Here is a 25,608-nt window from a genome sequence, read left to right as displayed (position 1 = left end):
AATGCGCTGTAAAGTAAAAAACGCAATCCCAAAAAAATCGAGATTGCGTTTGCATTAAAAATCAGTTAGTTGAGTTAATTAAATTCCGCCATAACGCAGTGTCGATCCTAAAACTAACATTGCAACTCCTATTGAAGTAACCGTTAGAATAATTATGGCAATTCTGTAAATATTATTTTTATTAAGATTCGGAATAACAAAAAATTGAGCGCAAACAGCACAGATAAAAGTGCAGAAAAGTAAAATCAGTTTTATGGAAACTACTTTTTCAAATCCGCTTGAGAAATGAAACCAAGTTTCGGCTGTTACGCCAAAATCATACGCCATCCAGACTCCTGTAATAATTAATAAAGCAAGAGAAGACATGCCTAGTGCTTCAAATTTCTTTTCAAAATTTAAAATAATCTGTGGATCTTTTTTCTTCAACGCTGTTGGAAGATAGCAAATAGCCAAAAGTAAATGTCCGCCAACCCAAATTGTCGCCGCCAATAGATGAATTATAAGTACAAAATGATGTAAAGTCATAACGTATTCATTTTGAGTTATCAATCTCTAAAAATAACTTTTATTTTTGGAGTGGAGAAGTTTTTAAGCTGTATTTCTTTACTTGAATCGTCTAGTTTTGAAAGTGTTGGGACATTATTCATAAAATGCTGTACATAATAATTTCCTTTAAAATTCTTTGTTTCTAAATATTCAATCATCTTCACAAAATCATTTTCTTTAATTAAAGAAGAATGAAAAGTGGTACGAACTTCAAACGGAATATTCGAGTGAATCAAAATTTCTAAGCTTTCTTCAAATTCTGAAAATAAGCCTGATTGCGTTAGTTTTTTAAAGGTATGAGGAAGACTTTTATAATCTAACGCGACATAATCAATTAATTGATCACGAATCAGGCTATTTAATATTTTTGGATTGGAACCGTTGGTATCTATTTTAACCTCAAATCCCAATGCTTTAATTTCTTTTATAAAATCAATTATTTTTTTGTGTAAAGTGCATTCGCCACCGCTTAATACAACACCGTCTAATAATCCTTTTCTAGTTTTTAAGAAAGATAGAACTTCATTAAAATCAATCTTTCCTTTTCCTAAAACAATGTCTGGATTGTAGCAGTATAAACACCGCATGTTACAGCCCGCAAACCACACTATGCAGGCTGTTTTATGCGGAAAATCTAATAAAGTAAAAGGCGTGAGGCTAAATATTCCTTTAATAGATAATACTTTCTTCGAAATGGGTACGCTGTTGGTGTTCACCTTTTTTTCCAATATTAAAACTTTCTACAGGTCTGTGATATCCCATTACACGTGTATAAACCAAACATTTGCTTCTTTGGGATTTTTTTTCTTCTAGAATTTTAAGCGTTTTCGTTTTCATAAGCCAAGTGTTTTTGATTGTTTTTATTGAGTAAAATTTCGTCGCATTTTGGGCAATATTCATGTTCTCCGTTTAGATAGCCATGAATAGGGCAGATGCTAAAAATTGGTGTTACGGTTATGTATGGCAGTTTAAAGCCAGTTAAAACTTTCTTCACGAAGTTTTTACAAGCTGCTGGACTGCTTATTTTTTCTCTCATATAAAGATGCAAAACTGTACCTCCAGTATATTTGCATTGCAATTCGTCTTGAAGTAATAAAGCTTCAAAAGGATCATCGGTATGATCGACCGGAATTTGTGAACTATTGGTATAGTAAATATTTTCGTTTTGACCCGCTTGTAAAATCTCTGGAAAACGCTTTTTATCTTCTTTTGCAAAACGATATGTTGTTCCTTCGGCTGGTGTTGCCTCTAGATTGTAGAGATTTCCAGTTTCTTCTTGAAATTCCTTCATTCGCATGCGAATATGATCTAGGATTTCTGTAGCGAAATGTATTCCTGATCTGTCCGTTATATTTTGTTTTCCTTCAGAAAAGTTGAGCACCATTTCGTTCATTCCGTTTACACCAATGGTAGAAAAATGATTTCTAAAATGTTTTAGATAGCGCTGTGTGTACGGATAAAGTCCGCGGTCGTACATTTGCTGAATAAAGATTCTTTTTTTCTCTAAAGTCGATTTGGCTATTTGAAGCAATTCGTCTAAATGTTCAAATAAAGTAAGGATATTTCCTTTATGCAGATATCCTAGACGCGCCATATTTATAGTTACAACACCAATGCTTCCCGTCATTTCAGCACTACCAAAAAGGCCATTTCCGCGTTTTAACAATTCTCTTAAATCGAGCTGTAATCGGCAGCACATACTTCGTACGGCATTTGGTTTGTAAGCTTCTGGGTTTTCAATTCGGTTTCCATTTTCATCCAAAACATATTGGCTTCCAATAAAATTCTGGAAATAAGAGGAACCTATTTTAGCTGTATTTTCAAATAATAAATCGACATTTTCTCCTTGCCAGTCAAAATCTTCTGTAATATTTACGGTTGGAATCGGAAACGTAAACGGCTGTCCGTTTGCATCTCCTTCGGTCATAATGGTATAATAGGCTTTATTAATAAGATTCATTTCCTTCTGAAAATCGCCATATTTTAAGTCTATCAATTTTTGAGCACCTCTGTTTTGAGCTTCCGCAATTAGGTTTTTATCATTTACATTCAAAAACAAATGCTGATCGCTTCTTGTCGGAATCTGTTCTTTTAAATCTTCTGGAACATTCCAATCCAAAGTAATGTTTGTAAAAGGCGATTGTCCCCAACGTGCAGGCACATTAAGATTGTAAACAAAACTTCTAATTCCTTTTAAAACTTCTTCATAAGAAAGCCGATCTTTAAAAACATAAGGAGCCAAATAGGTGTCAAAAGAACTGAAAGCCTGAGCGCCTGCCCATTCGCTTTGCAGAATTCCTAAGAAATTAGCCATTTGCCCCAATGCTTCTCTAAAATGAGAAGGAGGTCTGCTCTCGACACGGCCACGCACGCCATTAAAACCTTCATTTAATAGCACACGTAGGCTCCAACCAGCGCAGTATCCGGTAAGACAATCCAAATCATGGATGTGTATGTCGCCATTCCTATGAGCAGAACCTTCTTCTTTATTATATATTTTATCGAGCCAATAATTGGCAATAACTTTTCCTGCAGTATTGCTGACCAAGCCAGCGTTTGAATACGAAATATTGGCATTGGCATTAATTCTCCAATCGGATTGATTGATGTATTCTTCAACAGTTTGCGTACTGTCTATATAGGTAGTGTCATCATTTAAACCATTAATATGTTCTCGCTGTAATTTCCTGGTGTGACGATAAATTATAAACGAACGCATGGCTTGGAAATATCCATTTTCAAAAAGCACTCTTTCTATCATGTCCTGAATTTCTTCTACAGGCCACGAAAACTTTACCTCAAGACCAGAAAGAACGGTTTTAAAAATTCTCTTGTCTATAGGCTGATTGACGCTTTGAAAGGCTTTCTGAATGGCATCCTGAATTTTATAAGCTTCAAAAGGCTTATAATCTCCGTTGCGTTTGATAACATATTTTTCCATGGTATTCTTTTAATTTAAGACACTTTTTCAAATGTTTTTTCAAGTTCAATTGCTTTTGGAAATAAGATGTTGTTTTCCAGATGTATATGCTTCTTTAAATCTTTGTCAAATTCTTCCAGCATCAGAAAAGCAACTTTATAAGTATTGCATGAGTCAAGAGGCGGTGTATAATTATTGGTTAAAGCCGCAATTCTTTTAAAACGCTGTCCTTCGGTTATATGATCCTCTTTTAATGTTGTAATTGGAGTTTCGATAGATAAAAAAGGCGGTGTTTCCAGTTCTTGACCTTTACTGTGTGCGATTTTCATTTTTTTTATAAAAGGAAAAACAACCAACTCTTCTCGTTTCATATGAGCTGTGAGATCCAAATACGTCTTTGAAAAAATAGTATGAATTTCATGAAGCTCAGGATGAATCGCACCGTGAACACCGCACAATTTATTTAAATACTCCAAAATAACAGGAGACTTTTCTTCTACATATCTATGATGGGTTTTGGTTATATAATCTGCAATCATGTCGGCTGGCCAACTTTTGTAATCAAAAGACTGATTGGCAGAACTGCTTCTTGCTTTTTCAATGTGTTCTATAAGAGCACTTTCTTCAATATCTCTTTTTTTACAAACTTCTTCGATTGTTCGATATCCTTTGCAGCAAAAGTCGATATGGAATTTTGTAAAAATGGCTGCTGTTTTGAAGTCATCTGCGACGATTTCTCCAATGGTTGTTTTGCTTGTTAGTTTCATAATGGTTGGGGGTATAGATTAATTTTGGTTTCAGCATATTTTTTGGTCTGTTGCAGCTTTACATTGCTTAATAATCAATAAAGAAACCGCAATCATATTCGAAAATTCGATAAACGGAATCGTAATTTCGTGTGCTTCTGTAAGCGAAACTGCATAATTATGAAGCTCTTTTATTTTTTCAAAAGCCAATTCGGCATCGCGTTCTTCGCTTGTGTAAAATGCGGTCACCAGTTTTTGCAATTCTTTTTTAAGTACTTCAAAAGCAAGGTAATCGTCGACTTGATGTGCCTTTGGAAACTTTGGAATTAATATTTGGGATGAATAAATAAATTCGGCTATAGTTCTGTCTACATTTTCTGAAGCCTGATGTGCAAAGACTAAACCTTCAAGAAGAGAGTTGGATGCCAGACGGTTTTTACCATGAAGACCAGTTCTAGCGCATTCTCCAATTGCGTAAAGATTTTTTATTGTCGTCACTCCATTTTTATCTACCCGAATACCGCCACATTGATAATGTGCGGCAGGAACAACAGGAATTAAATCTTTTTCAGGGTAAATTCCCAACTCATTGCAATGTGCTGTGATCACAGGAAATTGATTTGAAAATGCTTTTGGATCTAGATGTCTACAGTCTAGATAAACATGTTTTTTTCCGCTCGCTTGAAGTTCTTTACTAATGGCAGTTGAAACCATATCTCGTGTAGACAATTCGCCTCGAATATCATATTTAAATAAAAACCTTTTTCCTTCATCATTTACGATATGAGCGCCAAAACCCCTTACAGCTTCAGAAATCAAAAACAACGGATTTTCTTTTCCTGTAAATAAAGCGGTTGGATGAAACTGCATATATTCCATATCTGCAATTTCTGCTCCCGCGCGTGCTGCCATTGCAAGTCCGTCTCCCGTTGCAATTTTAGGATTTGTTGTATTTTCAAAAAGCTGTCCGCATCCTCCTGTACTTAGAACAATAGTGCGCGTTCTCATGTATTTAATGCGATTGTGTTTTTTTTCATAAAAGAAGACTCCGGCACAAGTAGTTTTAGCTTTTTTTGTTTCGGTATTGATATCAATGACCAAATGATTCTCTAAGAGTTCAATATTGGGCATCTTCTTAATAATCTTGAGTAGTTTACTCTCAATTTCCTGTCCGGAGCTATCTTTATGATGTAATATTCTGTGTTGTGAATGTCCTCCTTCTAAACCTAGATTCCATTGGCCTTTTTCATCTTTGTCAAAAGAAGTTCCAATTTCAATTAATTCCTGAAGTCTTTCTGGAGCTTGCGTAATCACCATATTAACAATTTCTTTATCGCACAAACCACCTCCAGAACGAAGGGTATCATGTATATGCTTATTAAAACTGTCTTTTAAATGATCTGTAACTACAGCAATACCGCCTTGAGCGAGCTGTGTATTGGTATTTTTGGCTGTTTCTTTCGTCATTATAACAATAGATAAGTCTGGACGTTTTTTTGCTATTTTCATGGCAAAAAATAATCCCGAAATACCAGAACCGATGATAAGTATATCTGTTTTAAGCATGTTATTTTGATTTAAGGTTATTGCGTTTTTTATGATAATTCAAGCATTCTTTTAATAGGCTTTAGCGCTTCTATTCTCAGTTCATCTTTAATAAGCATTTCTGGTCTTTCATTTTTAAGGCACAAATACAATTTTTCGAGTGTATTCATTTTCATAAAAGCACATTCGCTGCAAGCACAGCTGTTGTCTTCTGTGGTAGGAGCCGGAATCAACGTTTTATCAGGTACCGCTTTTGTAAGCTCATGCAAGATACCGGCTTCTGTGGCCACAATGAAAACGGCAGCAGGATCCGTTTTAATGAAATTAATAATTCCCGAAGTCGAGCCAATGAAATGTGCTGCTTTTAAAATATGACTTTCAGATTCCGGGTGAGCTGCAATTTTTGCAGTCGGATTTTTGTTATATATTTCTATTAATTTGTCTAATGAAAAGGCTTCGTGCACAACGCATGAGCCTTTCCATAAGACAAGTTCGCGCTTGGTTTCTTTTTGAAGATATTTGCCTAAATTTTCATCTGGAGCAAATATTATTTTTTGTTCTACTGGAATAGATTCGATTATCTTTTTGGCATTTGCCGATGTGCAGACTAAGTCGCTCATAGCTTTTATTTGTGCAGAACAGTTAATGTAAGTAACCACAATATGATCGGGATGCTGTTCTTTAAACAATTTAAACGCTTCAGGCGGACAGCCATCTGCAAGAGAGCAGCCAGCATTCCAATCGGGTAATACTACTTTTTTATTTGGGTTTAAAATTTTGGCTGTTTCTGCCATAAAATGAACTCCCGCAAAAACTATAATATCAGCATCTGTCTTTTGAGCTTTTTTAGCCAATTCAAGACTATCTCCAATAAAATCTGCTATTTCCTGAATATTCTCATCTTGATAATAATGAGCTAGTATCACGGCATTTTTTTCTTTTTTCAATCGGATGATCTCCTGTATTAAAAAATTCTTGTCCATATAAATTCTTGAATTTTGTACTAACAAAAGCTGTTGTTGCTTATTTTTTAGTTTGTTTTAAAATATATTTAAGCATATAATTTTAATAGGGTAAATATATTATCATCATTTTTTTCAAAACATGATTCTAATCATACTGTTTAATTTTTGTTTTTATATGTTAACCTTGATAATTTGATGTTTAATGGAAATTGAAAGTAAGATTGATGAAAATATTGCGCCCCATTCGCGGAATTTTATTCCAGTCGGCATAAGTGGTGTAATATCGATCCAATATATTTTCAACACCTGTTTGCAGTTTCAATATGTTTTGATTCCAATGAAAAGCATATCCAGCGTTAAGCCCAAAAATTAGATAATCTGGCGTTTTGGTTTGTCCGTAAGTTTTGGCAAATTCATTTTGAGCCAGATTTCCTAAAACACTAATTCCAGCATTAAAATTTTCTTTCTTGAAGTCGATTCCAGCGCTGTATTTGATCGGACTTATAAAAGGTAAATTGTTTCCATCATTATCTTTTCCAGTGCTATAAGTAAGTTGTGATTTGAATTGCCAATTTTCTAAAAAGTCGTACGTCAGATTAAAATCGGTATTCAATATTTTGGCATTGTCTATAGCTTCATATCTTTTTACTCCAGAAGCGCCAATAGTCATAGGAAGCGTATTCGGGTCGATTTTACCTATTATATAATTAGAAAAATAGAAATAAGAACCTGTAATTTTTGCGGTTAATTGCGATGTTTTATAACCAGTAGAAAAGTTTCCTTCAAAAGCATTTTCATTTTTTAGATTTGGATTTCCGATATAATCATAAAAATCACTGCTGTTGTAGAGATAAAATCCGTAGCCTTCAGATACAGAAGGTGCTCTTTCGGCGTAAGCCAAACCAAATCCGAACTCAAAAATGTTGTTTTTTTTGGTATAATTTGCTGCAAAACTTTTTAAGAAACGGTTTTTTGAAGCATCCATTTCCGGATAAAAAATGCGTAGACTCGCTAATCCGAAATCATTCGCTATGGTATTATTTTGAAATCCGAGATTAGCACCAATTCTTAGATGATCATTTTCAGAAATTTTAATATTATCTTCTAAAGACAATCCATTGTATAAAGTTCTGACATCGGGCCATGTATACATAAACATCAGATTTTCGTTTGGATCTGAAGGATGCATTGTCATCTCTGCGATAGATTTATTGTAAAATCCGTTTAAGTCAGCTAGAAAACTATGCTTTTCAAATTTTCCTTTCATTCTTGAATAATAGCCGTACGTATCAGACCAGCCAGGCATATCCATATGTATAGGTACGCTAGGTCTTTTGGTGTCATCCATTTTGTGGGTTATAGAATTAAAATATAATTTTGTTTCCCAATTGGTTACGAAATTAGATTTTGGCAAGTATTTATAACTTAGAGATACAATTTTAGCTTCAGCCAAAGAAACATCCATAGGAAGTGCTGGATAGCCAATATTATTGGCTTTGTCATAAATTGCAGAAGCTTCTAAAAGTTTCTGTTGGTTTATAAAATAACCCACGCTAGCAGAAATATTGTATTTAGTAAATTGAGAAAAACGGACTTCTTTATTGCCACCTGCTTTATAATTATCGGCATCACGATGCATAAAATCGATATGAGTATAAAAATGAGAATCATTGTATCCTAAGGATGCTCCTATAATTTTTTGCAGATTATTACTTTCAAAACCAGAATTTAAACTGCCGTTCCACCCCGTATTTTTATCACTAAACGGATTACGTTTTAAATCGACCGATCCGCCAATTCCTGCGCCGTGACAGCTTGCCCGCTGTCCAGATGCTATGGTGGCTTCGGCTAAATTTGAAACCTCAACATAAGAAGTGATCAGATCCATTTTATCGGTACAAGCTCCAAAAATGCGCATTCCATCAATTGTAATCACCGTACGTTCTGTGGCCATATTATTAATAATAGGTTCCCATGCATAAGATCCTCTTTTAATCATATTCACTTTTGATGATTTTGAGAGATATTCTTCTACAGATGTAAGAGATTTGGATTGTTTTAAATGTAAAGAAGGTTTATTTCCAATAACAATTATTTCATTTAGTTTTATGGTTTCAAGACTATCATTTGCTTTTTCCTGCGCCCAGCATATTGTTGAAAACACAGCCAAAAAGAGTGCTGTTAGATTTTTCATCATTTCATACTTTAAGAGAAAGAGACAAATTGTGTTTTGCCTCTTTCTTGTTGTTTTTTAGATCTAAAACTCAATTTCAAAATAAAGACTGCTTGACGGATTGTCTGTTGTAACTGCTTCTCCTTTTAGAACTTCATGACTAGCGTTTAAAACCTGAAGATTTATTTTCCAATATCCTGTCATAGTTAGAGAAAGTGTTCCCATGTAAGGACCATAAACGTCACGTTGCATTAAATCAGTATTATTAGGAGAACCATGATTGCCCATACTTGGCATTCTTGGATCGATTTTGACTCTTAAATTATCAACGAAAGGAAAAGTCATCATATCCTTAATTTTATAAATTCCCACTGTCATATCGTTTAGTGCCACTTTTGGAGAAGATGGTGCGATATAAGCAATTACATAATTGTTTCCATCGCTTCCTTTAAACGAGCTTACGGTACGTTTTGCTGATGCAGGAACATTTATTTTGTCGCTTGCAGTATAAATGGCACCATTAATTTTGTATGAAATGCTTAGTTCCCAATATTCCGTTTCGTTTTGCGCCATTTGAAAGATGATATCTCCTTCAAAAATTGTTTTCTTGTCTACTTTCCCTACTTCAGATCTTGGGCAAGAATGCTGCATCATAGCCATATGCATTAATGGTGTCCAGCTGATTTCGGCATCTGTAATATAAGTGTTGGTTTTCTTGTCTTTTATTCGAAGAGAAACATGATTATAACCTTGAACCAAAGAACCTGTTGACGAGAATAATTCTATTGTATGAGTGTCATTTGCGATTTCCTGTATTTTATGAAGTCCCGTGGTTTCATCTGCTGGAATTTCTGAAGCATCATCAGAAGAACAAGAGAATAAAACAATTGATAAAAATAAAAGTGCTGTGTATTTTAAAATTTTCATGTGATTATGATTTAAATAATGATAATAAAAGGTCTGCCGAAACTACTCGGAAGGAAAAGAATCAAATAAAATCAGATGAAAATAGGAGGGCGAAAGATATTGACGGCCTCTAAATGAGAGTATAAGTTGTTGTAAAATGTATGTATTATGAAATGGATAACCCTGTTTTCATTAAAGGAAAATACTGGGATTTTGACCATAAAGAGCACCAATGTTTCTGTTGTTTCACTTTTCTTTTCGTTAGAAGCTGGCGTATCGTTTTTATAGCTTTTTGCCAGCTCTTTTTTCAAATGGCATTTTCCGTTGCAGTGAAGTTCGGGAGCATTTTTGTTTTCGCATAATTCAGTTGCAATGTAATGGTAGTTGACGACGTAATCCAAAAACGGAAAAGCGGGTCTAAACACGATCGCAAATAAAAATATGTAAACGCAAAACTTCATTGGTTGTTTTTTGAGAATACGAAGGTATTATGAACTTTTTTTTGAGGATATGATTGTAATCATACTTTGTGAAAAACAAGTTTTAGAATTTTGATCAAAAGTTTAACAATTAAAAAAACAAACTAATGAACAAATTATTCTTATTAACAATGTTTGGTTTTTTCCTGATGGTATCCTGCGGAAAAGAAAAGTCAAACAGCGATCAGGATTTTTCAGCCCCTGCCTCCGAAGAAAAAGCAGCTGATGCAGAATCTTACGATCCTAAAAGAGGTATCGGAAAATATGAAACAGTTGAGTTAGGAGCTTCTTTAGATAAAGCACTGGCTGAAAAAGGACTTAAAACTGCTGAAGTAAAATGTACTTCTTGCCATAAATCTACCGACGAAAAATTGGTTGGACCAGGATGGAAAGGAGTTACCGAGAGAAGAACACCGCAATGGATCATGAACTTTATTACCAATCCAGACCCCATGATTGACAAAGATCCTGAATTGCAAGCGCAATTAGAGCTTTGCATGATTCGTATGCCTAATCAAGGATTAACGGAGGATGAAGCAAGATCTATCTTGGAATATATGCGCCAGAATGATGGGGTAAAATAAAGAAATCAAAATCAAAAATAAATAGCCTTATGAAAAATAAATTTTTAAAATCGATTTTCGTTGTTACGCTAGGGTGTGCTCTTTTTGTTTCTTGTAAACCAAAAGACTCTACGGATGCTGTTGAAGGCGATGCAGCCTCAAAAGTATATGTGGCACCTGGAAAATATGATGAATTCTACAACTTTGTATCGGGTGGTTTTAGCGGTCAGGTGAGTGTCTACGGACTTCCAAGCGGAAGATTGTTAAGAGTGATGCCGGTGTTTTCTGAAGATCCGCAAAGCGGTTACGGGTACAGTGAAGAAACCAAACCTATGTTGAATACTTCGCATGGTTATGTGCCTTGGGATGATCAGCATCACTTGGATTTATCGCAAACAAATGGAGAAGTTGACGGACGATGGATTTTTGCCAATGCCAATAATACGCCACGTATTGCACGTATTGATTTGAAAACGTTCAAAACTGCTGAAATTATCGAACTGCCAAACTGCGGAGGTAATCACTCTTCGCCTTTTATTACTCAAAACACAGAGTATGTGGTAGGAGCAAGCCGTTTCAGCGTTCCTGCTGATAATGATAATGGAGACGTTCCAATTAATACCTACAAGAAAAACTTTAAAGGATATCTGAGTTTTGTAAAAGTTGGAAAAGAAGGAGAATTGGATCTTGCTTTTCAAATTGTAGCTCCAGGTGTAAATTTTGACCTTAGCCACCCTGGTAAAAAAGAATCTCATGGATGGTTCTTCTTTTCGTGTTATAATACAGAACAAGCTAATACTTTATTGGAGGTTAACGCTTCTAAAAATGATAAAGATTTTATCATGGCTGTAAACTGGAAAAAAGCAGAGGAATATATTAAAGCTGGAAAAGGAAAACGAATTCCTGCAAAATATGCTCACAATACTTGGGATGAAAAAACTCAAACTGCTAAATCTGAGATTAAAAATGAAGTTCTTACTCTTGATGCTTCTGAGCTTAAAGATATCTGTTATATGATTCCTTGTCCGAAATCGCCTCATGGTTGCGATATTGATCCAACAGGAGAATTTATTGTAGGTAGTGGAAAATTAGCGGCTTTAATTCCGGTATTTAGTTTCACAAAATTGAAAGATGCTATTGCTAAAAAACAATTTGATGGCGATTATGCAGGAATTCCAGTTGTAAAATATGAAGCTGCTCTTCATGGAGAGGTTCAAAAACCAGGTTTAGGGCCTTTACATACAGAGTTTGACGGAAAAGGAAATGCTTACACTACAATGTTTGTTTCGTCTGAAGTGGTTAAATGGAATATTAAAGATTTAAAGGTTTTAGACAGAAAAGCAACTTATTATTCTCCTGGACACTTAATGATTCCTGGTGGAAATACAGAAAAGCCATTTGGAAAATACATGGTGGTTTACAATAAAATTACGAAAGACCGTTTCTTGCCAACTGGTCCAGAATTGGCACAAAGTGCTCAGTTATTTGATATCAGTGGAGATAAAATGAAATTGCTTCTAGATTATCCAACAATTGGCGAGCCACACTATGCACAAGGTATTCCAGCTGAAAAAGTGATTAATAACGGACAGTTGAAGTATTACAAAATTGCAGAGAATAACCATGCATATGCTACTAAAGGAGAAAAAGAAACTAAGGTAGTGAGAGAAGGTAATAAAGTGCACATTTATATGACTTGTATTCGTTCTCACTTTGCACCAGATAATATCGAAGGAATTCGTGTGGGTGACGAAGTTTATTTCCATGTTACGAATCTAGAACAAGACTGGGACGTGCCTCATGGATTTGCAATTAAAGGAGCCAATACTGCCGAATTACTTATTATGCCAGGAGAAACCTTAACATTAAAATGGGTTCCTCAGAAAAAAGGAATATTCCCATTCTATTGTACTGATTTCTGTAGTGCACTGCACCAAGAAATGCAGGGTTATGTACGAGTTTCACCAGCAGGAAGTAATGTTCCAATTACTTATAGTGTAGGTACTAATCTGCCTAAAGAATAGCCAGTAACCATAAGGGAACAAAGTATTCTTTGTTCCCTTTTATTTTGAATTATTATGAGAGATAAAAAAATAACCGCTTTTTCTAAAATTGCGCTCTTCTTGTCAGGACTTCTATTGATTGGGGCTATATTTTTTCCAATATGGAGAATAGAGCTTACAGCGCCACAATATCCTGAAGGTTTGGTATTAAAACTTCACGCCTCTAAAATTGCGGGTGATGTTGACATTATCAACGGTTTAAACCATTATATCGGAATGAAAACGTTGCATACAGAAGATTTTATTGAGTTTAAAGTTCTACCATTTATTTTAGCTGGATTAGGCGCTATTTCGATACTATGTGCATGGAAAGCAAATAGAAAAGGACTTTTTGTATTCTTCTTTTCTTTTGTTTTGTTTGGAATATTGTCTGCCTGTGATTTCTATAGATGGAATTATGAATATGGGCATAATCTCGATCCTAATGCTGCGATTAGAGTTCCTGGCATGGCTTATCAGCCACCGATGCTCGGATACAAACAATTATTAAATTTTGGAGCTTATTCAATTCCTGATCTTGGAGGCTGGATGCTTATTGCGGTTGGAGTTTTGCTTTTTGCTGTTATTGTAAAAGAAAAGTATGCTAAACCATCTGGTCGGCTCTTGGGCATTTTGCTGGTTCCCGTTTTTCTTTTTTCATGCTCTAGCGACAAACCTGTTCCTATTAAACTAAATGCTGATAATTGCGATTTCTGTATGATGGGAATTAGTGATGGAAGACATGGAGCCGAAATTATTACAGAAAAAGGTCGAGTTTACAAGTTTGATGATATTGCGTGTATGTCGCATTACTGCAAAGACAATGCAAACATTAAGATTAAGACATATTACGTGCATGATTATACAAAAAACAATGAATTGATTCCTGCTGAAAGCGCCTTTTTTGTTTGGGGCGGAACCATAAAAAGCCCAATGAATGGAAATATTGCCGCTTTTAACAATAAAAGTGAAGCAAAAGCATTTGAAGCACAATCAAAAGGAGAGGAAAAGGAATGGACAGCAATTTTGAATAAATAAAATGCGGTCTTAAATTAAAATATTAAATCATGAAGCTACATTTTTGTCTTTCACTCTTATTTTTTTTAAACTGCCTTTGGTCTCAGAAGATTGAAGTAGGGCAAGACAAGTCGATTAAAACCATTAAAAAGGCGATCGAACTCGCAAAATCTGGTGATACCATTATAGTAAATAAAGGGGTTTATCGCGAAGGCAATATAATTGTAGATAAAAAAGTAATTCTGCAGGGAAAAAACTGGCCAACTCTGGACGGACAAAGAAAATATGAAGTAGTTTCTATTAAAGCCGATAGCGTAATTTTTTCCGGATTTAAAGTTATCAATTCAGGGTATGCCTCCCTGAATGATCCCTGTGGAATTAAAATATACAACAAGACTGGAGTTGTAGTAAAAGACAATTTTCTAGAGAATAATTTTTTTGGAATTTATGTTCAAAAAGGCGTCAACTGCATTGTAAAAAACAATACTATAAAGGCCTATCAAAAAGAAGAACAGCGTATTGGAAACGGAATTCATTGCTGGAAAAGCGAGAATATGCAGATTATAGGAAATAGAATTTCTGGACATCGCGACGGAATTTATTTTGAATTTGTTTCTAATTCTGTAATCTGGCGAAATGTTTCTAAAGCAAATATACGTTATGGTCTTCATTTTATGTTCTCGAATGATGATGCCTATATTTCAAATGTCTTTAAAAATAATGGAGCAGGAGTAGCGGTAATGTTTACCAAAAATGTAAAAATGTTCAACAATTATTTCGAGGAGAATTGGGGAGACGCCTCTTATGGTTTATTGCTTAAAGAAATTTCGGATAGTTATATAAATGGAAATAAATTTATCAGGAACACTTCAGGAATTTATATGGAAGGGACGAGCCGTGTAAAATTGGAACGAAATATTTTTAAGGATAATGGCTGGGGAATGAAAGTTCAGGCAAGCTGTATGGAAAATGTGATCTCGTTTAATAATTTTCTTTCGAATACTTTCGATATCAGCACAAACGGCAGTTTAGTTTTAAATCATTTCAATAATAATTACTGGGATAAATATGAAGGGTATGATTTGAACCGAGATGGTATTGGCGATGTGCCTTTTCATCCGCTGAGTCTTTTTGCGGTAATTACCGAGAATAATCCGTCGGCGATGCTTTTATTTCGAAGCTTTATGATTACGCTTCTAGATAAATCAGAGAAAATTCTACCAAGTATAACGCCTGATAATTTTGTTGATGAATCTCCTATAATGAAATCTATTGTATTATGATTACTTTAAAAAATATAAATAAAAAATTTGGCAAACTAAAGGTATTGCAAAACATCACCCTTGAGTTTAAAGCCGGAGAATGCATCGCTTTAATTGGTCCGAATGGCTGTGGAAAAACGACATTAATAAAATCTGTTTTAGGAATGGTTTTACCCGATAGTGGTGACATTTTGCTGCATGACGAATCTATTTTAAAGAAGTTTGAATACCGAAAAAGAATTGGTTATATGCCGCAAATTGGCCGTTATCCTGATCATATGACCATTGCCCAGATTATAGCCATGATCAAGCAGATTAGAAATTCGAAAGACGAATTGGATGAAGATTTGATAAAAGCTTTTAAGCTCGACAAAATGAGTGAGAAGCAAATGAGAACACTTTCTGGAGGAACAACACAAAAAGTAAGTGCAACATTAGCTTTTCTTTTTAACCCCGATGTTTTAATTCTGGACGAACCAACGGCAGGATTGGATCCGTTGGCTGCAGAAATTCTGAAAGAAAAAATCATAAAAGAGAAAAACAAAGGAAAGCTAATCTTGATTACTTCACATTTGTTGAGTGAATTGGACGATATGATTACTCAGATTATTTTTATGCAGGACGGAAAAGTACATTTTCATAAAACGATTACAGATCTTTTGGAATCAACGGGCGAAACTAAAATTTCGAAATCTATTGCTACTATATTAAAAGAGAAACAGCATGAACAGAATAATTAAAATTATCTTATTAGATATTCTTAAAAATAAGATTATTGTGAGTTATGCCTTAATTCTGGCATTGCTTTCTTGGGGATCTTTTATGCTTGAAAACAATACAGCCAAAGGTTTACTGACGATTCTGAATGTCATTCTATTTACGGTTCCGTTGGTGTCTATACTTTTTTCGACCATCTATATTTACAATAGTTCAGAATTCATCGAGCTTTTATTGAGTCAGCCTATTAAAAGAAAAAAGATCTGGATTAGTTTGTTTGCTGGATTATCAATTGCAATGTTTTTGGCTTTTTTTCTCGGTGCAGGAATTCCGCTTTTGATTAATGTGCCTGGTATGGCAGGATTGATGATGCTTTTGTCGGGAAGTTTAATTTCTATTGTTTTTGTGTCTCTGGCTTTTTTAAGCTGCATTTTAACTCGAGATAAAGCAAAAGGAATAGGGGTGGCCATTTTATTCTGGATGTATTTTGCTATTTTGTTTGATGCATTGGTATTGTTTCTTTTGTTTCAGTTTGCAGAATATCCAATAGAAGAAGCTATGGTAGCTATAACCGCTTCTAGTCCGATAGATTTAGCGAGAATTCAAATATTACTACATTTAGATCAATCTGCCATGATGGGATATACAGGAGCTATTTTTAAAGATTTTTTTGGGACAGTAATTGGCCTACTGATTTCTTTCTTACTGCTCATTTCATGGATCGTTGTTCCGTTTGTAATTTCTATTAGAAAGTTCGAACGAAAAGATCTTTAAATGTTTTGTTATTTATTCAGAATTAAGAAAATATGAAAACAGACATTAGGAATAAAGAGGATATAGCAGTACTGGTTGATGCTTTTTATTTGCAAGTAAAAACGGACTCAACTATAGGATATTTGTTTACAGAAATCGCTGTGGTAAATTGGGAGAAGCATCTTCCGATTATGTATGATTTTTGGGATAACATCCTTTTTCATACCGGAAATTTTGATGGAAACCCGATGTTGAAACATCGAGTGCTAGATCAGAAAAGTACGCTCACAGAGGCTCATTTTAAACATTGGACTAAACTTTGGAAAAAAACGGTAGATGATTTGTTTGAAGGAGAAAAAGCGGATGAAATAAAATCAAGAGCAGAAAACATTTCGAATTGGATGATGAATAAAGTTATTTCTTAATACAAAAACGGGAACTTCAAAAAAGTTCCCGTTTTTATTCTTAAAGAGATTAGATTTGAATTAATAATTTCTTTTAACCTTATGCAAAAAAAGAAAAAATCAAGCTGTTTTAGTATGATTCAAATCATAACAGATTAAATTAATAAAATAGCTTATGGTCGACAATTTCAATTTTTTTGTTTTTGTTCATGAGTGATAGGGTGCGTATGACGGTTTCTACTCTAAGACCAGTAAAATCTGCAATTTCTTGTCTCGTGTACGGAATTTTCATTTTCATGGAAGAGGCAATATTTTGCTGCTTTTTTAAATTATCTAAAAAATACTGAATGCGATATTCGGGTTTATGATTGACTATATTTTTAGAAAAAACAATTTTATTATAGATTTTCCATGCAAACAATTTTAGGATTTTAAATTGCATTTCTGAATTTTCTTCAAGAAAAGAAAAAAAGTTTGTTTTGGATAGTTTTAAAATAATACAATCGGTTTGTGCAATTGCAGAAGCAGGGTAGGGTTGCCCAATAAAAAGCGGTGGCTCGCCAAAGCTATTTCCTTCATTAAAAATGCCAACCGTTAAATCTTTGCCATCTTCGTTGGTATAGCTCATTTTTACAGTCCCTTCTAAAATTTGGTAATAAGATATGGCGGCATCATTTTCGAAGAAAATAATGGAGTTCTTAGGAACTTTTTTGGCTACAGCTCCCCAGGTATAAAGTAAGTCAGTATCAATGTGCATGGCAAAACAATTAATACGTTGTAAATGATTGGTTAAATGTTTGGAATAGTTTTAATTAAGACAAAGAACGATTTTAAACGGAGAATAAAATATGATAATTGTTAGCTTTTGAATTTTATCAAAAAGAAAAAGCATGAAAAGAAAATCTCCTTTTCATGCTTTTTGAAATTATAGATTTTCAGAATTTATCTATCTACTAATGTAAGAGTTACTCTTCTGTTCAGCGGTCTATTTTCTACTGGAGTATTTGGAACCAAAGGTTCGCTTTCACCTTTTGAAAATAAATGCATGCGATTAGATTCAATTCCTTTATTCTGTAAATAATCTGAAACTGCTTGTGCTCTTTTCATTCCAATTTCAAGATTGCGTGCTTCTGTTCCTATATCACAAGTATATCCTGTAATATTCAGATCTATGTCTTTATTTGATTTTAGAATTTTTGCAATTTCATCCAATCTTGTAGCCAATTGTGGCGTTACATCGGTGTTTCCAACTTCTTGGAAAGCAAGCGGTTTTTCAACGTATGTGCGCTCTGTTGTTGTAAGTTCCTTTTTAGCTGGTGGAGTTTCAACTACTTTTTGCTGCACAGGCGCTTTTTCTTGAACAGGCGCTTCAGTTTTAGTTACCACTTCTTCTTTTTGTTGTACGGCTACTGGTTCTGGCTTGTTTTTATTTAGCATAAAACCTAATTTCAGTTGAACACCTGCAGAGAAGTAACGGCTTTCTTGAACAATTTTTCTATTGCCACTCGTACCATTTGCTTGAATGTTATCCAATCCGCTTGGGTTGTACGCAACAATGTTAAGATTGGCATTTTCTTTTGCCATCTCTGTCAAACCGTAGTCCACATATACACCAGTGTAAAGCTGTGTATTCTCTTTTAGTTTGAAAGTAAGACCTGTTTCAACACTTAAAAGAAATGAAGGATCTAAGCTTACGGTTGCTTTATCCTGCCAATTGGTTACTTTACCAAATCCGTGAGAAGGCAGATCATCAATTAAAAGATTCATATCAGGATAGTAACCGCTCAATTGCAATTCTGATGCAGAAGCTTTTGCTGTTTGTTTTCCTGGAAACAGAATTTTTCCTCCAAATCCAAAATAAAGTTGTGTTTGAGATGCAATTGATGTTCTGTACTGCATCATAAGCGGAACTGCAACAGAAATGAAATGCTGATCTTCTTTGTAGTTTGTCGGCGTTACTTGATACTCAAATGCAGAAGTTTGGTCATCAACTTCGTAAGTCGAAATTGTTATTCCATTTTTTAGTTCAAAACTATTCTGATTGTACATTGCATCAATTCCTGTCGAAATTCCCCAATGGCTGCTGAAGAAATAGGTGTAACCGACACCTATTCCTCCGCCAAATTTGAGTTTGCCATCTCCAAAAGTACTATCATAAAGAATTCCTGAAGGGCCTCCATTAATCTTGACATTAATTTCCTGCGCTTTTATTGTGACACTACACAGTAGTAGTATGGCTATTGTGGTTTTAATTTTCATTGCTTGTAATTTTAAATTAAATCTCATTTTTATTTCACCAATAAGTTGATTGTTTTTAACTGGCCGTTTGCCAATTTAAGAACGACAACATATAAGGCTGCCTGCGATGGAGCGATGATTTCATTTTTGGCTTTTACATTTGAAATAGTCTGAACTAATTTTCCTGTAATGTCATAAATAACCACCTCAGATCCATTTAATTGAGAATCGCTAAAATCACACTCTAAAGTAAATTCAGCTCCAGGTTTAACTGGGTTTGGATAGATTTTTATCTTTTTGGTAAAAACTGTTCCAGTAGTCTCAATTGGACAAGATTTAATTGAATTTCCGTTTTTGTCTTTTGCAATTACGTAATAGCTTCCGTTTAAAGGCTGAGTCTCGCTGTAATATTGGCGAGTTGCACCAGAAATAGCTACTCCGTTTTTATACCATTGCCATGCCACGTAATTGTTCGATTTATTATCAAAGAATAGCACATTTGCCCACTGTTGTGTTACAAGTCCAGAATGGCTAACTTCTATTGGTTTAACAACCGCTGTAGCAGCATTATGATTTTGATCACCATTTTGTACAGCTGTAATTGTTGAGCTTCCTGATCCAGTGATGTTTAATGTTGATCCAGAAATTGTTCCTAATGCTGCATTTGCAATAGTGTACGAAATTGGTAATCCGCTGTCTGCTGTTGCAGTTAAGGCTACGTTATTAGAATCTATACATCCAAATTCTAAAGTTTGGTCCCAAGTGATTGTTTGGTCCGCTTTAGTAATTTCAAATTCTGCACCAGTAAAAGCAATTGTATAATCTGCGCCAGCACTAATTGACCCTAACTTAATATTGTATTTTCCAACATTTTCACCAGCATCTCTAGAAAGCAGACCTGTAATTATTGAAGGTGTATCTCCGTTAGCAAAACCTAGTGGTGTGTAATTAAATGCAGGATCTTCTGTGCCGTATACTTTTGTATGTCCTGCTGCTGCAGTTATAGTAAGAGTATATTTTTGAGTCGTGAAACTAACTTCATTTCCATAATTAACAAAACCATTACTATTTATAGCATAAGTTCTAACATAATAAGTTCTGTTTCCTCTAAGTCCGGATAATGAATTTGTGAATGTTCCTAATGCGGCAGAAATATTTATTTTAGTATCTGCTGTAGTAGGGCTTGCATGCTGTGCATATACAAAACCAACTTCTGTTAAACAAGATCCACTATCTGTATTTATTCCGTCTGCAGAAGCAGTTCCAGATAAAGAAGCACTATTGACAGTTATTCCAGATACAGCAACAGTATTTAAGGTAACAGGATTTACAGGCTGCAATATTTGTACAGTTAATGAAGCAGTACAAGAATTGTCATCTGTTACAGTTACAGTATAAGTTCCTGTTGTAAGACCCGTTGCTGTTGCAGCCGTTCCTCCAGATGGAGCCCAAGAGTAAGTGTAAGAACCTGTACCACCAGTTACATTTACTGTAGCCGATCCGTTGTTTCCATTATAACATGAAACTTCTACAGTAGTAGCGGTTAAAGTTAAAGCATCTGGTTCTGTAATTTCAATCGTATTAGTAACAGAACATGAGTTTTCATCTGTAACGGTTACCGTATAAGTTCCTGCTGTAAGACCAGTTGCTGTTGCAGCAGTTCCGCCAGAAGGTGCCCATAAATAGCTGTAGTTTCCTGTTCCTCCAGAAGCCACTACAGATGCGGTACCATTATTTCCTCCGTTACAAGATACATTTGTTTGTGTGTCTGTAGCCGAAAGCGTGTTAGGCTCTGTAATTTGTACAGTTTGTGTTACAGTACATCCATTTGCATCGGTTACGGTAACAGAGTAAGTGTTTGGACTTAATCCGGTTGCTGTTGCAGTAGTTCCTCCCGATGGAGACCAAGAGTATGTATAAGTTCCAGTTCCTCCAGAAGGAATTACCGTTGCAGTACCATTATTTGCTTGGTTACATAAAACATCTGTTTTGTCTATTGTTGCAGTAAGTAAAGCAGGTTCAGCAATAGTTACACTTGCTGTTGTCTCACATAAGTTGCTATCTTTTATAAGTACAGTATAGGTTCCCGCCGATAGGCCAGTTGCAGTTGCAGCAGTTCCTCCAGAAGGAGACCATTGGTAGCTATAAGTTCCAGTTCCTCCTGTAACGCTTACAGTTGCAGATCCGTTTGAACCACCATTACAAGAAACATTTGTTTGAGATACTGATGGAGTAAGTGCATTAGGTTCTGTTATGGTAAAACTTTGTGTTTTGGTACATAGATTAGCGTCTTTAACAGTTACCGTGTAAGTTCCAGCAGAAAGTCCATTTGCAGTTGCTGCAGTTCCTCCAGAAGGAGACCATGCATAAGTATAAGTTCCCGTACCTCCAGTTACAGTTACTGAAGCAGATCCGTTTGATCCAGTGTTGCAGGTAACATTTGTTTGTGATGGAGTTATATTAATTGCTGAGGGTTCAGTAATGGTAAAAGTCTTGACAATAGAACATCCGTTTGAAGAAGTAATAGTCACCGAATAGTTTCCTGCGCTAAGATTCACTGCTGTTTCAGTATTACCGCCATAAGGTGCCCAAACATAAGTAAATGGTCCAGGAGCTCCAGATGGAATTACAGAAGCGCTTCCAGTTGATGAACCGTTACATAGTACATTGGTTTGAGCGGCGCTAGCAACGAGAGTATTAGTTGTAGAGATAGTAAAGTTTTTGGTAAGAGTACATCCATTTGCATCTGTAATTATACAGCTGTAATTACCTGCTGCTTTACCTGTAATGAAAGGTGTTGTCTCACCTCCTGGCGACCAAAGATAGCTATAACTTGGTGTACCACCAGATGGTGATACACTTGCTTCTCCACCTGTTGAACAGGTAGCGTTAATGTGAGTAGTAGTAGCGCTTAATGGAGCAGCTGGCTGAGTAATAATGAATGTTTTTGTTATGAAACAACCATTGTTATCTGTGATGGTACAAGTATAAGTATTAGCGGTTAATCCAGTTGCTGTTGCAGCAGTTCCTCCAGATGGTGACCATGAATAGCTATAGTTAGGAGATCCGCCAGAGGCAACAACTGTTGCTGTACCTGTTGCAGAACCATTGCACAAAACTTCCGTTTGTGATTGTGTTGCTGTTAGGACTGCTGGTTGGTCGATAGTATAACTTTGTGCAATCTGACAGTTATTAGCGTCTTTAACTGTAACTGTATAGGTCCCAGCTTGAAGACCAGTTGCTGATGCTGCAGTTCCTCCAGTTGGAGCCCAAGAGTAAGTATAAGTTCCAGCTCCGGTTCCTCCACTAACAGATGCCGTAGCCGTACCATTCGTACCTCCGTTGCAAGAAACATTAGTTTGGCTTGGAGTTATTGATAGAGCAGGTGGCTGGGATATAGTAAAGTCTCTATTTGCTGTACAGCCATTAGCATCGGTTACCGTTACTCTATAAGTGCCAGCAGAAAGTCCTGATGCGGTAGCAGTTGTTTGGACAGGAGTTGTATTCCAAGAGTAAGAATAACTAGGAGTTCCTCCTGATGCTATAACCGTTGCTGTTCCATTACCGCCTGTATAACAAGAAGTATTGTTTATAGTGCCTGCTGTGGTTGTAAGTGCCGTTGTTGGCTGTACGATTGTAAATGCTTGGGTAGCCTGACAATTATTAGCATCAGTAACTGTCACGGTATAATTTCCTGCAGCAAGTCCTGTTGCTGTTGCCGCAGTTCCTCCAGAAGGTGCCCAAGAATAAGTGTAGCCTCCTGCTCCTCCTGTTGCATTAACAGTAGCAGATCCAGTTAGATCATCACGACAGGCTATATTGGTTTGAGCTGCTGGACTTGCAACTAAAGCCCCTGGTTCTGTAATGGTAAATGATTGCGTTGTTTGGCAACTATTAGCATCAGTAACCGTTACGGTATAAGTTCCAGCAGTAAGACCTGTTGCTGTTTCAGCAGTTCCCCCTGATGGAGACCAAGAATAGGTATAACCTGGAGTTCCTCCTGTTGCTGTAACAGTTGCAGATCCAGTTGCAGATCCGTTACATAAAATATCGGTCTGTCCAGCTGCAGATGCGCTTAAAGCTGCTGCTGGCTGGTTAATTGTAAAACTTCTAGTTGTTTGACATGCATTAGCATCAGTTACCGTTACCGTATAAGTACCTACTGCAAGCCCTGTTGCTGTAGCAGTTGTTTGAACAGGAGTGGTATTCCAAGAATAAGTGTAAGTAGGAGTTCCGCCAGTTGGCGCCACAGTAGCAGTACCATTATTACCTCCATTGCAAGATACATCTGTTTTTCCTCCTCCCGTTGCTGCACTTAAAGCTGCTGCAGGCTGATTAATAGTGTAGGAGAATGTTCTTTGACATGAATTAGCATCAGTTATCTTAATGCTGTATGTACCGGCGGTAAGTCCTGTCCTGTCTTCAGTAGTAGGCCCATCATCCCATATGTAGGTGTAAGGACCGATTCCTCCGCCAGGGGTAACGTTTATAGCTCCTGTATTTCCTCCATAACACGCAACTTGGGTTGTAGAACCTATCCCTGTAATTGCAGGAGGCTGAATTACGGTAATGCTATTAATCGTTACTTGGCATGAATTAGCATCTGTAATAGTGACAGAGTAGGTACCTGCTGTTAGGCCTGTTCTATCTTCTGTAGTAGTTACTAGATCATTCCATAAGAATGTATAAGGTCCAATCCCTCCAGTTGGAGTAAGATTTATAGCTCCTGTATTTCCTCCGTTGCAAGCTACATTGGTTACAACAGTTGTTCCGCCAAGTGCTGCTGGCTGGCCAACTGCTATATTACTTACAACCACACTACAATTGTTAGAATCGGTAATAGTAACAGAATATGTGCCTGCTGCAAGATTTGTTCTGTCTTGCGTTGTTATTCCGCCTCCCCAGTTATAAGTGTAAGATCCACTGCCTCCTATAGGAGTTAGATCTATAGATCCATTATTGCCTCCGTTACAAGATACATTACTAATGGTAGTTGTTCCAGAGATAATAGAGTTTTGAGTTATATTAAAGATTTTGGTTATCGAAGTTCCTTCGCCATCTGTTATATTAACAGAATAATTAGATGGCGATAAACCTGTTATTGTTGCTGCAGTCGAACCATTAGACCATGCATAAGTATAAGGTGATTTTCCTCCCGAAGGAACTACTGTTGCTGTCCCATTATTGGTACCATTACAAGTATTTGTTTGTGATTGTGTAGCAGATAGAGCTGCGTTAGTTGTAAATGAGGCCGTATTTCCGTATCCAATTCCTACTGAATTTTCCGCATATGCTCTATAATATATCGGTATTCCTGGAGGAAGTCCAGTTACATTTACGGTAAAAGTACCAATACCATTAAGTGTAGCCGTTGATAATTTTGTTACTCCACCACCACCTATCACAGGATTTGTCGTTAATGACCAAACGATACCTCTATCTAGAGTACCAGTATCGCCACCATTATTGTTAAAGCCTCCTAATGTAGCAGTTAGTGCTCCAATATTTGTAGCAGGAGTTGTTGTAGTTACTGTTGGAACTGATGTACAAGTTAAATTTGGAGAATAGTTGCTAGGTAAAATTCCTTGGGTAGTACCAGGAGGAGTTGTACTTGCGGATGTGATTGTCCAATTAGAATAATTATTGATACTTGCTCTTAAAGCAGTAGAAGTACCAGTTAAAGTACCTGTATATTTTGCGAAATATTGACTTGGCTCTGTTACACCAGGAAATAAGGCAACACAATTTACTCCGTTAGTTAATCCCGGTGGTATGATACTTTCAGCACCGCCGAGATTTAATAAAACTTCGTCATTATTCCAATGTGTATCAGGGTCATAATTGGAAGAATTAAAATCGCCATGAATACCTGCTAAGAAAGTTATGGTAGTTGGTGAAATTACGGGTCTCATGACATTACCAACACTCTGGTATGCAAGCATCTGATCTCCTGAGGATAAGTTAAAATTGTAAGCAGGTCCTTCTGGATTAATTACAAAATCAGAAGCTAATCCTCCTGTTACTGTAAAAGTATTTGTAGCAGTTTCTATAACAGAAATGATTTTTCCACAAGTAACGCCAGCAGGTATTGTCCATTTGATGTGTGGCTCGTTACTGGCTATCCAGCCATTTGCATAGAGACCTTCTTCTGTAAAGTATACAATCTCTCCAGCAGGTAGATTTTTTAGGGCTATAAAGCTGAAACCATCTTGACCTCCTATATCAAAGCCAATAAAAGCGATATCACCAGGGCCTAAAGTCTGTCCTTTTATATTTTGATGTAAACCAAAGACGCAAAAGAACGTAAAAAATAAGAGTAATTTTTTTTTCAT

General features: G+C 35.9%; 19 protein-coding genes. 7 read left to right on the top strand and 12 right to left on the bottom strand.

Going from position 1 to position 25,608, the window contains the following annotated elements; all coding sequences use genetic code 11:
- Positions 1-78 precede the first annotated feature (78 nt).
- The 9 genes from BSF41_RS13660 to BSF41_RS13625 all read right to left on the bottom strand — a co-directional run bounded on the left by BSF41_RS13660 (position 79) and on the right by BSF41_RS13625 (position 9,822).
- The gene (locus BSF41_RS13660) at positions 79-525 is read right to left on the bottom strand and encodes a copper resistance protein CopD (RefSeq protein ID WP_095930057.1); all 447 of its coding nucleotides are present in this window, start codon (positions 523-525) and stop codon (positions 79-81) included.
- 20 nt (positions 526-545) lie between these two features.
- On the bottom strand, positions 546-1,262 hold the full coding sequence (locus tag BSF41_RS13655) for an anaerobic ribonucleoside-triphosphate reductase activating protein (protein WP_256385527.1): 717 nt from the start codon (positions 1,260-1,262) through the stop codon (positions 546-548).
- On the bottom strand, positions 1,216-1,383 hold the full coding sequence (nrdD, locus tag BSF41_RS23620; protein WP_172426906.1) for an anaerobic ribonucleoside-triphosphate reductase: 168 nt from the start codon (positions 1,381-1,383) through the stop codon (positions 1,216-1,218). The genes BSF41_RS13655 and nrdD overlap by 47 nt, the downstream gene beginning before the upstream one ends.
- Positions 1,364-3,487, bottom strand: a complete 2,124-nt coding sequence (locus tag BSF41_RS13650) for a ribonucleoside triphosphate reductase (protein WP_095930056.1) — start codon at positions 3,485-3,487, stop codon at positions 1,364-1,366. Before BSF41_RS13650 ends, nrdD begins: the two co-directional genes overlap by 20 nt.
- A 14-nt stretch (positions 3,488-3,501) precedes the next feature.
- Entirely contained in the window at positions 3,502-4,233 is a 732-nt protein-coding gene (gene ric, locus BSF41_RS13645; RefSeq protein ID WP_095930055.1) for an iron-sulfur cluster repair di-iron protein, read from the bottom strand.
- A 30-nt stretch (positions 4,234-4,263) separates the two neighbouring features.
- Positions 4,264-5,778 carry an L-aspartate oxidase gene (nadB, locus tag BSF41_RS13640; RefSeq protein ID WP_095930054.1) on the bottom strand — a complete coding sequence of 505 codons (1,515 nt, stop codon included), beginning with the start codon at positions 5,776-5,778 and terminating at the stop codon, positions 4,264-4,266.
- A gap of 29 nt (positions 5,779-5,807) precedes the next feature.
- On the bottom strand, positions 5,808-6,740 hold the full coding sequence (gene nadA / locus BSF41_RS13635; protein WP_095930053.1) for a quinolinate synthase NadA: 933 nt from the start codon (positions 6,738-6,740) through the stop codon (positions 5,808-5,810).
- A 181-nt stretch (positions 6,741-6,921) separates the two neighbouring features.
- On the bottom strand, positions 6,922-8,919 hold the full coding sequence (locus BSF41_RS13630; protein WP_253251823.1) for a TonB-dependent receptor: 1,998 nt from the start codon (positions 8,917-8,919) through the stop codon (positions 6,922-6,924).
- A gap of 60 nt (positions 8,920-8,979) precedes the next feature.
- Positions 8,980-9,822 (bottom strand): hypothetical protein, encoded by an 843-nt coding sequence (locus BSF41_RS13625; RefSeq protein WP_095930051.1) that lies wholly within the window; start codon positions 9,820-9,822, stop codon positions 8,980-8,982.
- Positions 9,823-10,387: 565 nt separating this feature from the next.
- On the opposite strand from BSF41_RS13625, the gene BSF41_RS13615 reads away from it, so the two are divergent.
- Genes BSF41_RS13615 through BSF41_RS13585 form a run of 7 tightly spaced genes read left to right on the top strand, consistent with a single transcriptional unit; the run spans position 10,388 to position 17,059 of the window.
- On the top strand, positions 10,388-10,864 hold the full coding sequence (locus BSF41_RS13615) for a c-type cytochrome (protein WP_095930049.1): 477 nt from the start codon (positions 10,388-10,390) through the stop codon (positions 10,862-10,864).
- Between the two features lie 29 nt (positions 10,865-10,893).
- Positions 10,894-12,867, top strand: coding sequence for a Sec-dependent nitrous-oxide reductase (gene nosZ / locus BSF41_RS13610; RefSeq protein WP_095930048.1), 1,974 nt, complete (start codon positions 10,894-10,896; stop codon positions 12,865-12,867).
- A 54-nt stretch (positions 12,868-12,921) separates the two neighbouring features.
- Positions 12,922-13,923 (top strand): nitrous oxide reductase accessory protein NosL, encoded by a 1,002-nt coding sequence (locus BSF41_RS13605; protein WP_095930047.1) that lies wholly within the window; start codon positions 12,922-12,924, stop codon positions 13,921-13,923.
- A 29-nt stretch (positions 13,924-13,952) separates the two neighbouring features.
- A complete protein-coding gene (locus tag BSF41_RS13600; protein WP_095930046.1) occupies positions 13,953-15,185 on the top strand; it encodes a nitrous oxide reductase family maturation protein NosD in 1,233 nt (410 codons plus the stop codon).
- Positions 15,182-15,904, top strand: a complete 723-nt coding sequence (locus BSF41_RS13595; RefSeq protein WP_095930045.1) for an ABC transporter ATP-binding protein — start codon at positions 15,182-15,184, stop codon at positions 15,902-15,904. The genes BSF41_RS13600 and BSF41_RS13595 overlap by 4 nt, the downstream gene beginning before the upstream one ends.
- Positions 15,888-16,655: an ABC transporter permease subunit gene (locus tag BSF41_RS13590; RefSeq protein WP_095930044.1), complete on the top strand. Its 768-nt coding sequence runs from the start codon at positions 15,888-15,890 to the stop codon at positions 16,653-16,655. Before BSF41_RS13595 ends, BSF41_RS13590 begins: the two co-directional genes overlap by 17 nt.
- A gap of 32 nt (positions 16,656-16,687) precedes the next feature.
- Entirely contained in the window at positions 16,688-17,059 is a 372-nt protein-coding gene (locus BSF41_RS13585; protein ID WP_095930043.1) for a group III truncated hemoglobin, read from the top strand.
- Between the two features lie 139 nt (positions 17,060-17,198).
- Here the strand turns inward: BSF41_RS13585 and BSF41_RS13580 are convergent, their stop codons facing one another.
- The 3 genes from BSF41_RS13580 to BSF41_RS13570 all read right to left on the bottom strand — a co-directional run bounded on the left by BSF41_RS13580 (position 17,199) and on the right by BSF41_RS13570 (position 25,608).
- Positions 17,199-17,795, bottom strand: coding sequence for a Crp/Fnr family transcriptional regulator (locus tag BSF41_RS13580; RefSeq protein ID WP_095930042.1), 597 nt, complete (start codon positions 17,793-17,795; stop codon positions 17,199-17,201).
- A gap of 185 nt (positions 17,796-17,980) precedes the next feature.
- Positions 17,981-19,297 (bottom strand): OmpA family protein, encoded by a 1,317-nt coding sequence (locus BSF41_RS13575; protein ID WP_172426905.1) that lies wholly within the window; start codon positions 19,295-19,297, stop codon positions 17,981-17,983.
- 29 nt (positions 19,298-19,326) lie between these two features.
- A complete protein-coding gene (locus tag BSF41_RS13570; RefSeq protein ID WP_172426904.1) occupies positions 19,327-25,608 on the bottom strand; it encodes an MBG domain-containing protein in 6,282 nt (2,093 codons plus the stop codon).

The organism is Flavobacterium sp. ACN2 (assembly GCF_002303885.1).
In the GTDB taxonomy this organism is placed as follows: Bacteria; Bacteroidota; Bacteroidia; order Flavobacteriales; family Flavobacteriaceae; genus Flavobacterium.
Note: the sequence above shows the minus strand (reverse complement) of the source record. Positions and strands in the feature narration are given on the sequence as shown.

Bases quoted from the DNA above. Each gene is read 5' to 3' on its own strand.
- BSF41_RS13660 (WP_095930057.1), bottom strand. From the start codon at position 525: ATGACTTTACATCATTTTGTACTTATAATTCATCTATTGGCGGCGACA.
- nrdD (WP_172426906.1), bottom strand. From the start codon at position 1,383: ATGAAAACGAAAACGCTTAAAATTCTAGAAGAAAAAAAATCCCAAAGA.
- BSF41_RS13650 (WP_095930056.1), bottom strand. From the start codon at position 3,487: ATGGAAAAATATGTTATCAAACGCAACGGAGATTATAAGCCTTTTGAA.
- ric (WP_095930055.1), bottom strand. From the start codon at position 4,233: ATGAAACTAACAAGCAAAACAACCATTGGAGAAATCGTCGCAGATGAC.
- nadB (WP_095930054.1), bottom strand. From the start codon at position 5,778: ATGCTTAAAACAGATATACTTATCATCGGTTCTGGTATTTCGGGATTA.
- nadA (WP_095930053.1), bottom strand. From the start codon at position 6,740: ATGGACAAGAATTTTTTAATACAGGAGATCATCCGATTGAAAAAAGAA.
- BSF41_RS13630 (WP_253251823.1), bottom strand. From the start codon at position 8,919: ATGATGAAAAATCTAACAGCACTCTTTTTGGCTGTGTTTTCAACAATA.
- BSF41_RS13625 (WP_095930051.1), bottom strand. From the start codon at position 9,822: ATGAAAATTTTAAAATACACAGCACTTTTATTTTTATCAATTGTTTTA.
- BSF41_RS13615 (WP_095930049.1), top strand. From the start codon at position 10,388: ATGAACAAATTATTCTTATTAACAATGTTTGGTTTTTTCCTGATGGTA.
- nosZ (WP_095930048.1), top strand. From the start codon at position 10,894: ATGAAAAATAAATTTTTAAAATCGATTTTCGTTGTTACGCTAGGGTGT.
- BSF41_RS13605 (WP_095930047.1), top strand. From the start codon at position 12,922: ATGAGAGATAAAAAAATAACCGCTTTTTCTAAAATTGCGCTCTTCTTG.
- BSF41_RS13600 (WP_095930046.1), top strand. From the start codon at position 13,953: ATGAAGCTACATTTTTGTCTTTCACTCTTATTTTTTTTAAACTGCCTT.
- BSF41_RS13595 (WP_095930045.1), top strand. From the start codon at position 15,182: ATGATTACTTTAAAAAATATAAATAAAAAATTTGGCAAACTAAAGGTA.
- BSF41_RS13590 (WP_095930044.1), top strand. From the start codon at position 15,888: ATGAACAGAATAATTAAAATTATCTTATTAGATATTCTTAAAAATAAG.
- BSF41_RS13585 (WP_095930043.1), top strand. From the start codon at position 16,688: ATGAAAACAGACATTAGGAATAAAGAGGATATAGCAGTACTGGTTGAT.
- BSF41_RS13580 (WP_095930042.1), bottom strand. From the start codon at position 17,795: ATGCACATTGATACTGACTTACTTTATACCTGGGGAGCTGTAGCCAAA.
- BSF41_RS13575 (WP_172426905.1), bottom strand. From the start codon at position 19,297: ATGAAAATTAAAACCACAATAGCCATACTACTACTGTGTAGTGTCACA.
- BSF41_RS13570 (WP_172426904.1), bottom strand. From the start codon at position 25,608: ATGAAAAAAAAATTACTCTTATTTTTTACGTTCTTTTGCGTCTTTGGT.